At 39.3% G+C, this 11,858-nt stretch carries 14 protein-coding genes and 2 pseudogenes; 9 read left to right on the top strand and 7 right to left on the bottom strand.

The annotated features are described in order from the left end of the window. Positions 1 to 85 precede the first annotated feature (85 nt). Positions 86 to 622 (bottom strand): phycobiliprotein lyase, encoded by a 537-nt coding sequence (locus tag NG743_RS17545; RefSeq protein ID WP_027402507.1) that lies wholly within the window; start codon positions 620 to 622, stop codon positions 86 to 88. 207 nt (positions 623 to 829) lie between these two features. Between NG743_RS17545 and tnpA the strand changes: the two are divergent. Together tnpA and NG743_RS17535 are read left to right on the top strand one after the other, a co-directional pair. Next, a pseudogene (gene tnpA / locus NG743_RS17540) lies at positions 830 to 1,069 on the top strand (IS200/IS605 family transposase); the annotation flags it as partial. Between the two features lie 225 nt (positions 1,070 to 1,294). Next, positions 1,295 to 1,663: a 2TM domain-containing protein gene (locus NG743_RS17535; protein ID WP_193963379.1), complete on the top strand. Its 369-nt coding sequence runs from the start codon at positions 1,295 to 1,297 to the stop codon at positions 1,661 to 1,663. A gap of 85 nt (positions 1,664 to 1,748) precedes the next feature. Here the strand turns inward: NG743_RS17535 and NG743_RS17530 are convergent, their stop codons facing one another. The 6 genes from NG743_RS17530 to NG743_RS17505 form a co-directional block, all read right to left on the bottom strand. Continuing rightward, complete coding sequence (locus NG743_RS17530; RefSeq protein WP_027402509.1) at positions 1,749 to 3,353, bottom strand: NAD(P)H-quinone oxidoreductase subunit 4; 1,605 nt, start codon at positions 3,351 to 3,353, stop codon at positions 1,749 to 1,751. A 258-nt stretch (positions 3,354 to 3,611) separates the two neighbouring features. Continuing rightward, entirely contained in the window at positions 3,612 to 4,124 is a 513-nt protein-coding gene (locus NG743_RS17525) for a hypothetical protein (protein WP_027402510.1), read from the bottom strand. Between the two features lie 125 nt (positions 4,125 to 4,249). After that, a complete protein-coding gene (locus NG743_RS17520) occupies positions 4,250 to 4,540 on the bottom strand; it encodes a DUF4357 domain-containing protein (protein WP_199308423.1) in 291 nt (96 codons plus the stop codon). 51 nt (positions 4,541 to 4,591) lie between these two features. Then, positions 4,592 to 5,041 (bottom strand): DUF29 domain-containing protein, encoded by a 450-nt coding sequence (locus tag NG743_RS17515; RefSeq protein ID WP_053538169.1) that lies wholly within the window; start codon positions 5,039 to 5,041, stop codon positions 4,592 to 4,594. 362 nt (positions 5,042 to 5,403) lie between these two features. Continuing rightward, positions 5,404 to 6,318 carry a homoserine kinase gene (thrB, locus tag NG743_RS17510; protein WP_257120562.1) on the bottom strand — a complete coding sequence of 305 codons (915 nt, stop codon included), beginning with the start codon at positions 6,316 to 6,318 and terminating at the stop codon, positions 5,404 to 5,406. A 180-nt stretch (positions 6,319 to 6,498) separates the two neighbouring features. After that, positions 6,499 to 7,200 (bottom strand): rhomboid family intramembrane serine protease, encoded by a 702-nt coding sequence (locus tag NG743_RS17505; protein WP_193963373.1) that lies wholly within the window; start codon positions 7,198 to 7,200, stop codon positions 6,499 to 6,501. Positions 7,201 to 7,320: 120 nt separating this feature from the next. On the opposite strand from NG743_RS17505, the gene NG743_RS27060 reads away from it, so the two are divergent. The 7 genes and pseudogenes from NG743_RS27060 to NG743_RS17465 all read left to right on the top strand — a co-directional run bounded on the left by NG743_RS27060 (position 7,321) and on the right by NG743_RS17465 (position 11,712). Continuing rightward, the gene (locus tag NG743_RS27060) at positions 7,321 to 7,953 is read left to right on the top strand and encodes a tetratricopeptide repeat protein (protein ID WP_442548596.1); all 633 of its coding nucleotides are present in this window, start codon (positions 7,321 to 7,323) and stop codon (positions 7,951 to 7,953) included. 148 nt (positions 7,954 to 8,101) lie between these two features. Then, positions 8,102 to 9,215, top strand: a protein-coding gene (gene prfB / locus NG743_RS17490) for a peptide chain release factor 2 (protein ID WP_152540445.1) whose coding sequence is annotated in 2 segments (ribosomal slippage) — positions 8,102 to 8,173 and positions 8,175 to 9,215 — 1,113 coding nt in all. Because the reading frame shifts where the segments join, the coding sequence is not laid out codon by codon here. Between the two features lie 101 nt (positions 9,216 to 9,316). Next, on the top strand, positions 9,317 to 9,472 hold the full coding sequence (locus NG743_RS17485) for a DUF3285 domain-containing protein (RefSeq protein ID WP_071992792.1): 156 nt from the start codon (positions 9,317 to 9,319) through the stop codon (positions 9,470 to 9,472). Positions 9,473 to 9,485: 13 nt separating this feature from the next. Then, the gene (gene ybeY / locus NG743_RS17480; RefSeq protein WP_257120559.1) at positions 9,486 to 9,989 is read left to right on the top strand and encodes an rRNA maturation RNase YbeY; all 504 of its coding nucleotides are present in this window, start codon (positions 9,486 to 9,488) and stop codon (positions 9,987 to 9,989) included. Positions 9,990 to 10,083: 94 nt separating this feature from the next. Next, positions 10,084 to 10,519: pseudogene (locus tag NG743_RS17475) on the top strand (four helix bundle protein). Between the two features lie 75 nt (positions 10,520 to 10,594). Further along, the gene (locus NG743_RS17470; protein ID WP_027402516.1) at positions 10,595 to 11,050 is read left to right on the top strand and encodes a diacylglycerol kinase family protein; all 456 of its coding nucleotides are present in this window, start codon (positions 10,595 to 10,597) and stop codon (positions 11,048 to 11,050) included. A 74-nt stretch (positions 11,051 to 11,124) separates the two neighbouring features. Continuing rightward, positions 11,125 to 11,712 carry an anthranilate synthase component II gene (locus NG743_RS17465; RefSeq protein WP_027402517.1) on the top strand — a complete coding sequence of 196 codons (588 nt, stop codon included), beginning with the start codon at positions 11,125 to 11,127 and terminating at the stop codon, positions 11,710 to 11,712. The last annotated feature ends 146 nt before the right edge of the window (positions 11,713 to 11,858 follow it).

Genomic DNA, 11,858 nt, shown 5'->3' with positions numbered 1-11,858 from the left:
TATTTGTTGCTTATGATCAGTCCCACCTGTAAGTTATGCCCGTTAATTAACCCTATCCCCTGCATTTCAGCCATGAACCGCTCGATTATATTCGCTTCTCCAGGTATTGACCAATCATTAATTGTTCACTGGCACGGGAAATGATGCTTTGTCGGGTACGATATTTACTACCAATGAGTTTAATCTCTTCCTCAAATACTGAATTATTATATTCAGTTCGCAAACACAGAGTTTGAGGATTTGATAAATAATAATCTGCTGTAACTGGTTTAGAGGTGGCAAAACCACGATCTCTATATAATAAATTCCCCAAAGCCCCGAATAGGGTTAAGCCTTGAGATTCTCGTCTGACTTTAATTATATCAGTGCTTTGCCAAGATACTTCAGCACCACAGGTCAAACTTTGCAAATCTACTAAATTATGGAGTTGGGCTAGTTTTTCCAATTCCTCACACCCCTGTTCTAAAAATCGGATGGTGATTATACTCTCCATTTCCTTGGTTTCTCCCTGGGGTAGGGTGTAGTAACGTCGTTCTGAGTGCCATTCACCTACCGATTCCTCAAAGAATGCGGCAATCTGCCTGTCATCAGCGGTTTTAACCAGTTTGAGGGATGCTTTCACTGTTTACTTTCCTCATTTATCCATAAATTCTTGCTTGATTTTCTATATCTTTCTGTGCTATCTGCTACTAGGCTATGGTAATACATCTGGCTTTACCGGATATAGGTATAAAAGGCAATTATTATTTACTATTCTTAATATAGAAGTGAATCATAGAAAATGCCAGGGGGAAATTCAGATAAGTAGTTGGTTATAGAGAATAGGTGGAAAATTATTGCTATGGAGATTATGCCGGATCATGTCCATTTGTTTTTAAATGTGAAACCAACCGATGATCCATCTAGTATTATGAGGAAAATCAAGGGGAGAGCTTCTCATCATCTCAGGAAAGAATTTCCCGAACTTTTAAAAATACCTACCTTATGGACACCAAGTTATTTTGTGAGTACCGCTGGGAATATTTGCACAGAAACGGTTAAGAAATATATTGAACAGCAGCGCGATTAACGTCAATGCAGGATAAAGGAAAGCAAAGGGTTTTCGGCATTTCCCTTATAATTGGGGAATTGAAATCTATTAATAAATTTGTGCTGTTAATTACGACATCAATTATTTTTCAACTATAAAATGTGTTTCTAAGCGATTCGTAGGTACATATATTTTAAATGATTGTGTAGCTACCGTTTCAAAAATAACTCTCAAAAGTATTTTTTGCCATTTTAGGTATTGATAATGACTTACAACGCAGAGGAAATGCAGCAGATTCTTGAAGTAGCTTTTAGACAAAAACAAAAGGGAGAATATACAAGAGAACAAATTATAGAAATAGCCTCAGAATTAGGTGTTTCTTCAGAGTCGCTACAAGCTGCGGAACAAGAATGGTTAAAAAATAACGTAGAAGTAAAAAAAGAGCAAATGTCTAATAGTCAACAACGGAAAGATTTCAAATCTCATCTACTTGCTTTTCTGGCAATTAATGGTTTTTTGGTGCTGTTAAATCTAGTGGTAAGCCCTGGATATTTCTGGGCTATTTATCCCATACTAGGATGGGGGTTAGGTTTATTACTGCATGGCATAAAGGTTTATATTAGTAATGACTAAAATAGATCCCGAATTCCTTATGAATTCGGGGATCTTATCCCCTTTTAATTTAAGATTTACTAGAGCGCTCTTTTGGGTTTGATAATTACTCAACTATATTCACTATTTGGGAACTAGCTAATGTTGGTGTGGTGAAAATTTGCGAGTATAAGTTTGTAGGTTGTTGACGAGCAACAACTGGTAAAACTTGACGAGCATGAGCCGCAACTGCCACTGTTTTTACATCATAGGTTTGTGTAATCATTTTAGGATAAAAACCAATACCGATGATGGGAACTAATAAGCAAGCGGTGATAAATAATTCACGGGGCTTAATATCAAGAACTACAGCATCTAAATGTAAGTCTTGATGTTGGTTGCCGTAGAAAACTTGACGTAGCATGGACAGTAAATAAATGGGTGTCAAAATCACGCTAACTGCTGATAGAAAGATGACTACAATTTTGAAGCTGGAACTGTAAACATCACTGGTAGCAAGACCTAAGAATACCATCAATTCACCGACGAAACCACTCATTCCGGGTAAAGCCAGAGAAGCCATTGAACCGATAGTAAAGAGAGCGAAAGTTTTGGGCATTACTTTACCCATACCGCCCATTTTATCCATCACTAAGGTGTGAGTACGTTCGTAAGTTACACCGGAAAGGAAGAATAAACTAGCAGCAATTAAACCGTGAGAAACCATTTGTAATACAGCACCGCTGATACCGATTTCTGTATAAGATGCAATGCCAATTAACACAAACCCCATGTGGGCAATTGAAGAGTAAGCCAGACGGCGTTTGAGATTGGTTTGAGCAAAGGCGCAACAAGCACCATAAACAATATTAACTACACCTAAAATCGCTAAAACTGGAGCAAAGGTAACATGAGCATCAGTTAACATTTCTACGTTAAAGCGAATTAAGGCATAACCGCCCATTTTTAACAATACACCTGCCAAGATCATTGAACCGGGTGCGGATGCTTCACCATGAGCATCAGGCAACCATGTATGTAAGGGAAAAATGGGTAGTTTGACACCATAAGCGATTAAGAAACCTGCATAGAGGGCTAATTCTAAGGTTTTGGGATATTCTTTCATTCCCAATTCGGTCATGTTGAAGGTGAAGTTATCACCATAGAAAGCCATTGCAAAACCAGCTACTAGTATAAATATGGATGCTGCGGCGGTATAGATAATAAACTTGGTAGCTGCGTAACGGCGGTTTGTGCCTCCCCAGATGGAAATTAGTAGATAAACAGGTACTAGCTCGATTTCCCACATCAAGAAGAACATTAATAAATCTTGGGCGAGAAATACCCCTAATTGAGCGCTGTACATGATCAACATCAACGCATAAAATAAACGCGGCTTGTTGGTTACTTTCCAAGCCGCGAATACTGCGAGTGTGTTAATGAAGCCTGTGAGAAGTATCAGGGGCATTGATAAACCATCAATGCCTAGAGACCAGTTAAAGCCAATTTGGGGTATCCAAGGATAGCTTTCTGTCATTTGCAGGGCGGAACTTTGAAAGTCGTAATTCTGCCAAAGGGCAAAAATCATGAGTACAAAGTCTAATAATGCCACTCCCAAGCCGTACCAGCGGACGGTTTTACCCTCTTTATCGGGAATAAGAGGAATTGCGAGGGCTGCCACTAAAGGCAGGAAAATTATGGCTGATAACCAAGGAATTTCTATGGCATTCATCACTGTTGACAATGTTTTTTTGGTTTTGCTTTTGTTTACATTATATTAAGGAATCGTTACGTCTGTAAACGATTTCTTATGAAGATTTCCAATTTGGAGGACAGATAGTAATAAATACTTACTAAATTATGCCGCGAGTCCATTCTAAATGTAAATTTTTGCAACGTCAACAAAAAAACAGCGACTAATATCACTGTCTTTAGTTATAATGAGCAGCTTGAGGATAAATTGAATTTTTATCAAAGTTATCTCTGTTTCTTAGACAATACGGTTGACAATCATCCACACTTCTCCATCTGATCTTACGAAAGGGACAGAAATGGTCTTAAAGCCTGTGATGAAAGGTTTGTAGTAAACTTGCCAATACATGGGACTAAGTTCATCGGCACAGGTTTTGAGGAGTTTAATTTCTTTTGCCAGTTCTCCAGCTAGTTCATTAACTCGTTCGGCATGAACTTGAGCAATTTTTTTGGCTTCTTCTAGCTGTTCTTGTTGTTGAGAGATGCGGATAGACATGGGCAAATACCGATTGAGATGAGCTTTCCTTTGTTGTATTTGCTTTTCTAGGTAATATAGGGCATCGTCTATGCCTTTAAGTTCGGCGGACAGTTGGACGTTTTCTCTGGCTTGACGGCGGTAAGCTTCAACTATGGCTAGGGGTGAGTCGTTTTCACCCGATTCTACATGATGATTAGTCAGTGCAGTGCGTTCTTGCTGGAGTGCTTGGATTTGAGATTTCAGTGCTGCTATTTCTGACTGGATTTTTTCCATATCCATATATATATGATGATTGGGGGTAAGTGAAAAAGCTGTTACTTCTTCTGGGCGATCGCTTGACAATCAAAATAGTCACGGCAAGAACAGTACTCTGCTTGCAGCAGTGCTACGCGATCGCATTAAGTTGTTGGCTGAATTTGTTTGTTAGCTTTTGATATTTCTTGCTTCTCAATTTCATGTAACTTTTTGCCGGAAGAATCTTTCCATTCCTTCAATCCGTTTGCACTACGCCCCATTATTACATTTGCTGCTGCTGATGGGCTACTAAACAACCAATCGGATTTAAAAACAAGTTTGTCATCTACTTGAACAGTAATTTCATTCCAAAATTCTTTTTTTGATACATGGTCAACAAGTCTAGAATAAGCATTTTCAGCCTCACCAATGTATATTTTAGCCTTATCAGTCAATGTCTCAGGTTTTCCAAACAATAAGTAGGCATCACACAAACAATGACTTAATCAATTAGGTAAATAATGAATATCAAGAACTTCCTCCAAAGAATAAGGACATTCTGCGGGAAAATTTACAGTAAAACCTGTTTTTTCTTGAACATAACCCAAAGCGTCCTCATAAATAGTTGTAAAAATAGAATTCAAATAATTATATAAATTAGATGTTAATCTATCTTTTAACTGTACTCGAAAACTTCTAATTTCTGAACGCCAATGATTTTTATTTCTGTCATATTCTTGTGTCCAAAACTGCAATAATAAAAGATGTCTAATTACTTGTTCTAGTAGGCTTTTAACTTGATGCTTATCTCTTTTTGCCAATGATTCCAACTCCTCAATTAAATTTTCTAAATCTAACTCATCAAAACGACTTTGTTTTAATAATTTAATAGTTTCTAATAACCATAAATGGTCATCTGTTTCATATATCTGCTGCAAATTAGTAATAACTGTCATAACTTCACCTTTTGTTATTTATAAATTACACATACAATCAATATATATTGTAAGGTGCATCGGACTCGATAATTTAATGTTAATCAACAAAATGAAATGTTTAAAGTAGGGAACACTTCTGTTCCGTTCCCATGACTTACAGCAAATTGTCATCAAACCCGGAACAAGAACCCCACCCCCAACCCCCTCCCGTATCAAAAGCTTATCCTTTTCTTCCCCCCGCAGCGGGGGGATTTAGGGGGGTGCGATGAGGGGGCTAAGATGTACCTTATATGATTGGAAATCGCTGTAAGTCACACTACGTTATCAACTCAAATAGGATTGCTATAGATGTTTGGTGTTGCTGCATTTGTAATTATCTATTACAAAATAACCACCCCTTGGGGATCTATGGGGAGCGATCGCACAATTGAGTCCATACCCATTGCCGTCCAGGTATTTGCCATCGCCGTTTCTACGAATTTGGTATGACTTGTATTAACTAAAGCTAAAAGTGTGGGACCTGCGCCACTAATTACCATGCCATAAGCACCAGCAGCAACAGCCGCCGCATTCACAGCATCATAACCAGGAATCAAGGATTGGCGATAAGGTTGATGTAATTTATCTTGCAAAGCTGCTGTTAACCATTCCTGCCGATTAGTTGCTAAACCGCGTAATAATAAACCTAAATGAGAAATATTGAAAATTGCATCAGCACGACTGACTTCTGTGGGGACAACCTTTCGTGCTTCGGCGGTTGATAATTCAAAATTAGGAATTGCTACAACTGGAACTATATCTCGATGCCAGAGAATATCACAAATTTCCCAACCTTTTTTGCTGGTAGCAGCCAGACGACAGCCACCTAATAACGCTGGTACTACATTATCAGGATGTCCTTCCATGGCGATCGCTAATTCCATCACCTTTAACTCAGACAAAGGCGAACCCGCCAACTCATTAGCCGCAACTAACCCCCCGACAATAGCAGTCGCCGAACTACCTAAACCTCGCGCCAAAGGTACACCCAACTTAATTTCTATTTTCACCGCGGGTGGTGTTTGTTCTATATATTCATATAACTTGATAAAAGCCTGATATAAAAGATTACTCTCATCAGTTTGTACCTTTGCGGCTTCCAAACCAGAGACTTGAATAATTAACTCACCTGCATCAAGAACAGTAAACTTAAATTCGTTATACAGCTTTAAAGCTGCACCTATACAATCAAACCCCGGTCCCAAATTCGCCGTCGTCGCGGGAACTTTAACAGTAATGGTAGAAACTACAGACATTGAAGTTAATTGACAATTCCAATATGAACTACCCCATTTTACTTCCTTATACGAAATTAAGATATGGAATAAGATATCAAGAATTATTAAACGCAGATGAACGCAAATAAACGCAGATAAATTCGGATGAATTGATGGATTTGATGATTCTGTGCAGCTTCACATAAAAATCACAATAACCTAAAGTCTTTGTCTGATTTTCATAAAAGCCGCACCCGTCACTAACGCCGCAAATTGTCCCCAATAACTGACGCTAGAGAAGGAACTACCACCCGCCATATTTAAACTCCCTATGCCATAAAATGACTGCTGGATAAACCACCAAAATAAATATAAAATAGCTGGAACTTCCACAGGGATATACAAAACCAATAAAGTCAAAACCGAATATATTTTTGCCTGGGGAAATTTGATCAGATATGCACCCAAAATAGATGTAATAGCTGCATTAGCACCGATAATTGGCATTGTTAAATCGGGGGATAAAATAATTTGGACTATGCCAGAAAAAAAGCCAGAAGTTAAATAAAGTAGTAAATACTGTTTATGTCCTAAAATACCTTCGACTGTTTTCCCAAATACCCATAAAAACAGCATATTTCCTAAGATTTGGCTAAAACTACCATGCAGAAACAGCGATACAGGTAAAGAAAGTAGCCGCCAAAATACAATTACCCACGCCGCAGAATTGTAAAAAAAAGCGTTAGCAATTGCAATATTTATTTGAGATGGAATAATTCCCCAATTATTAATTAAATCTCCTAATTCATTACTCCATTCTAATTTGATTTCCCAGAAAAATATGACTATATTAATCCCAATTAACCAATAATTAATAATAGGCTTTTGCCAACTGCGAATATTATCATCTATAGGAATCATCTTGATTTTAACATTTGAGCTACTGATTTTTAACCACTAATTAATATTTTTCCCCATCTCCTCATTTTTGTATGGGAAGATTATCATAAATGTAACACAATAGTCAAATAGGCTCAGGAAATGCTAGGAAACACCCTTGTAGGCAGATACCAAATCACCAATTACCTGGGAGGTGGCGGATTTGGTGAAACTTATGTTGCTAATGATACTCAATTACCAGGCTCTCCTCAGTGTGTAGTTAAGAAACTCAAACCTCAGTCTACGGATATTGCCACTTTAGAAATAGCTCGGAGGTTATTTGATACAGAAGCTCAAGTTTTATACAAATTAGGAAATCACGATCGCATTCCCCAACTTTTAGCTTACTTTGAAGAAAATGCCGAATTTTATCTGGTTCAAGAACTAATTATTGGTAATGATCTCAGTCAAGAATTAAAATCTGGTGTCATCTTTACTCAAAATCAGGTAATTTCTCCATTACAAGAAATTTTAGTATGGTATAATTTAGGGAATACACAATATAATTTACAAAAATATCAAGAAGCGATCGCCTCCTATAATAAAGCCATCCGTTATCAACCCAATCATTATCAAAGTTGGTACAGCAAAGGCAATGCCTTGTTAAATTTACAACAATACCCACAGGCGATCGCCTCCTACGACAAAGCCATAGAATATAAACCAGACTACCAACAAGCCATAGAAGCCCGCACCAAAGCCCAAAATACTCCAAAATTCCCCATCAAACTCTAATTCCCCTCAACTCCTTCTCTCTGCGCCTCTGCGTGATAAAAAAATCATCCCATTAACTCAGCAACACCCTGAGACATTGCCAAAATCCAGTAAAATCTAGAATATTATCTCAAAGAAATCTCAAGCCCTTGCAACTTGAGTCAAAATTATGGACGTATTAGAACTAAAACGCGAAATCGAAACATTGTCTAGCCGCCTGGGTAAAACCCAGGACTATCTTTGACGTACCCGCACTCAAAGCTAAAATTCACGACTTAGAACAAATTTCCGCCCAAACAGAATTTTGGGAAGACCAAAACCAGGCACAAAATACCCTGCAAGAACTTAATGATCTAAAATCCCATTTAGATCAATATTACAAGTGGCACACCAACTTAGACGATACCAGGGCAGTTGTTGAGTTATTGGAACTAGAAACCGACACAGCATTATTGCAAGAAGCGGAATCTACCATTACCAAACTCAACCATGAACTAGACCAATGGGAACTACAACAACTCCTTTCCGGCACTTACGACGACAAAGGCGCAGTCCTGACAATTAACGCCGGTGCTGGTGGCACAGACGCACAAGACTGGGCATTTATGCTCATGCGAATGTATACCCGGTGGGCAGAAGATCATGGTTATAAAGTCACCCTAGCGGAAGAATCAGAAGGTGACGAAGCCGGCATTAAATCCGCCACCCTAGAAATTACCGGACGTTATGCCTATGGTTACTTACGTTCCGAAATGGGGACTCACCGTCTCGTCAGAATTTCTCCCTTCAACGCTAACGGCAAACGGCAAACCAGCTTTGCTGGCATCGAAGTCATGCCGCAAATAGATAACACCGTCAAACTAGACATCCCAGAGAAAGATTTAGACATTAGCACCACCCGTTCTGGCGGCAAAGGTGGGCAAAACGTCAACAAAGTAGAAACCGCAGTCCGCATAGTTCACCTCCCCACCGGTCTAGCAGTCCGGTGTACAGAAGAACGTTCCCAACTGCAAAACAAAGAAAAAGCGCTCGCCCGTCTCAAAGCCAAGTTGTTAGTTATTGCCAAAGAACAACGCGCCCAAGAAATTGCCGAAATTCGCGGCGATATGGTCGAAGCTTCCTGGGGTAATCAAATCCGCAACTATGTATTTCATCCTTATCAAATGGTGAAAGACCTCCGCACCAACATCGAAACCACAGCCATTACAGATGTCATGAACGGTGAACTTGATATGTTCATTCAAGCCTATCTTAGACAAGAAAACCAGATAGTTGATGCGTAATCACCAGATCCCCGACTTCTTAGAGAAGTCGGGGATCTTTGTCTTTGCTATATTTCCCTGACACAGGTTACAGTAAGAAAAGAGATGATAATGAATTAATTATGGAAAAGTCCCCTGCCAAAGAACCCCAGCCTAGCTATGTCAAACTCGCCATGCGAAACATGGTTAGAAAAGGCGGCACTTCCCTCAAACACTTTGCGTTAACTGCCGTAGGACTGTTATCTGTCCTCGTGGGTTTGGCATATCTTACTCGCTAAGAGAGGAAAACTTGTGCCGCTACAGGTTGAATTATATTTAGAAAATTGCTTTGATGACTCTTCCCCAATTCCTCTCGAAACTTGGGAAAACTGGTTTTGGCAATGGTTGGAAATTCTTGAGGATTACTTGCCAACTGCACCTAGTTATGAAATCAGTTTGCGTTTGACAACCGACACAGAAATTCAAACCCTTAATTCCCAATATCGCCAACAAGATAAACCTACAGATGTCTTAGCCTTTGCATCTCTAGAAGCAGATTTACCACAAAGCGAAGAAATGCTGGATGCCATGCCCTTGTATCTAGGTGATATAGTTGTCTCTATAGATACAGCACAGCGTCAGGCACAACAGCAGGAACATAGTTTGTCTACAGAGTTGGCTTGGTTAACGGCTCATGGTTTACTACACTTGTTAGGTTGGGATCATCCTGACGAAGAGAGTTTGATAGCAATGTTAAACGAGCAAGTTGTATTACTGAAGAAAATAGGTATTATTATTAACTTAGAGTTTGAGTAGGGAGTAGGGGAGGTAGGGGGGGTAGGGGAGGTAGGGGGGGTAGGGGAGGTAGGGGGAGTAGGGGAGTAGGGGAGTAAAGGAGGTTAGAAAGAAGATGATTGGTAACTTAGAAGAATCAAACTCAATATCAATGGTTAAATCTCATAGAGACTTGGGAATTTATCAAATTGCTTTTGAAGCAGCAATGAAAATTTTTGGGTTATCAAAAAATTTCCCTGTTGAAGAAAAATATTCTCTAACAGATCAAATTCGTCGTTCTTCTCGTTCTGTTTGTGCGAATATAGCAGAAGCTTGGCGTAAACGTCGTTATGAGGCTGCTTTTGTTGCTAAATTAAATAGATTGTGAAGCTTAATCTGCTGAAACTCAGACATGGATAGAATTTACAGTTAAATGTAATTACTTCGATATTGAAACGGGACGTAAACTTTATGGTAATTATAATCAAGTTTTATCTGGTTTAGTGACTATGATCAATAACCCATCACGCTGGTTAATGAACCATAAAAACCATAAAAACCATAAATATTAATCTCCCCCCACATCCCCCACTCCCCCCACATCCCCCACTCCCCCCACTCCCCCCACCTCCCCCACTCTCACCTCTATGCCCCCAAAAGTCTCATCGTCATCAACCAATAATAGCTTACCAACGCTCGTGTCTAAAGATAGGGAACTTTCCTGGCAGATTGCCTCTAATCTATTTGTTAGTTTTAAGTATGCTTGGGCTGGAATTACCTACGCTTTTCAGACTCAAAGGAATTTTCGCATTCATGTAGCTGTCTGCGCTTTAGCTATTGGATTAAGCGTATTTTTGCAGTTAGAAACAGTGCAAATATCTATAATTGCTATTACCAGTGGTTTAGTTTTAACTCTAGAGTTAGTGAATACTGCTATTGAGTCAATTGTAGATTTAACGGTCAAACAGTCTTATCATGAGTTGGCAAAAGTTGCTAAAGACTGTGCTGCTGGTGCTGTACTTGTTTCTGCTTTAGTAGCACTATTGGTTGCTTCTACATTAATATTTCCTCCTCTAGCAACATTAATTCTGTCTACTTTCTAAATGGTAGATTGTGAACAGTAGAGACGTTTTCAGGGAACATCTTTGATATTTTTAAATAAAATTAGGTAAAAATTGTGATATTAGTCATTGATAATTACGATAGTTTTACGTATAATCTAGTACAATACTTGGGGGAATTAGCAGTAGATTTCCCAGTTGCTAAAGACCTACAAGTCGTGCGAAACGATAAGATTACTATAGATGAAATTAGGGCATTGAACCCCGACGCAGTGGTGATTTCCCCTGGACCTGGTCGTCCAGATGATGCGGGAGTTTCCCTCAGTGCGATCGCCCAATTAGGAGATAAACTACCGATTTTAGGCGTGTGCTTAGGACATCAAAGTATTGGTCAGGTTTTCGGTGGTAAAATTGTCTCCGCCCCAGAATTGATGCACGGAAAAACCTCTCAGGTTTCCCACACAGGCATAGGAATTTTTCAAGGTTTAGAAAATCCTTTAACCGCTACCAGATATCATAGTTTAGTGATTGAGCGGGAAACTTGCCCGGAAGTATTGGAAATTACAGCTTGGGTAGAAGATGGCACAATTATGGGCGTGAGACATCGGCAATATCCTCACATTCAAGGAGTCCAATTTCATCCAGAGAGTGTCCTAACTGCCTTGGGTAAGGAATTGCTGAGAAATTTTTTGCGAACTTTGTAAGGCAGTATTCTTGTCAGTAACCCAGCCCTAAAGGGACTGGGCTTGCAAGAGTAATCAAGCAAGCCGTGCTGACCAGACCACCCTGAGTTTACTCTCATGGTAGCCGTTATTTGAGTGAGGACACCCCGGAATGCGTAGCTAGTTCC

Origin of the sequence: Dolichospermum heterosporum TAC447 (genome assembly GCF_024584745.1) — a bacterium.
Classification (GTDB): Bacteria; Cyanobacteriota; Cyanobacteriia; order Cyanobacteriales; family Nostocaceae; genus Dolichospermum; species Dolichospermum heterosporum.
This window is presented reverse-complemented; position numbering and strand designations above follow the sequence as displayed.

Coding starts and splice junctions, on each gene's coding strand:
- thrB (WP_257120562.1), bottom strand. CDS start 6,318: ATGTCTGTAGTTTCTACCATTACTGTTAAAGTTCCCGCGACGACGGCG.
- NG743_RS17470 (WP_027402516.1), top strand. CDS start 10,595: ATGCCCCCAAAAGTCTCATCGTCATCAACCAATAATAGCTTACCAACG.
- NG743_RS17485 (WP_071992792.1), top strand. CDS start 9,317: ATGGAAAAGTCCCCTGCCAAAGAACCCCAGCCTAGCTATGTCAAACTC.
- NG743_RS17535 (WP_193963379.1), top strand. CDS start 1,295: ATGACTTACAACGCAGAGGAAATGCAGCAGATTCTTGAAGTAGCTTTT.
- NG743_RS17530 (WP_027402509.1), bottom strand. CDS start 3,353: ATGAATGCCATAGAAATTCCTTGGTTATCAGCCATAATTTTCCTGCCT.
- NG743_RS17525 (WP_027402510.1), bottom strand. CDS start 4,124: ATGGAAAAAATCCAGTCAGAAATAGCAGCACTGAAATCTCAAATCCAA.
- NG743_RS17505 (WP_193963373.1), bottom strand. CDS start 7,200: ATGATTCCTATAGATGATAATATTCGCAGTTGGCAAAAGCCTATTATT.
- NG743_RS17515 (WP_053538169.1), bottom strand. CDS start 5,041: ATGACAGTTATTACTAATTTGCAGCAGATATATGAAACAGATGACCAT.
- NG743_RS27060 (WP_442548596.1), top strand. CDS start 7,321: ATGCTAGGAAACACCCTTGTAGGCAGATACCAAATCACCAATTACCTG.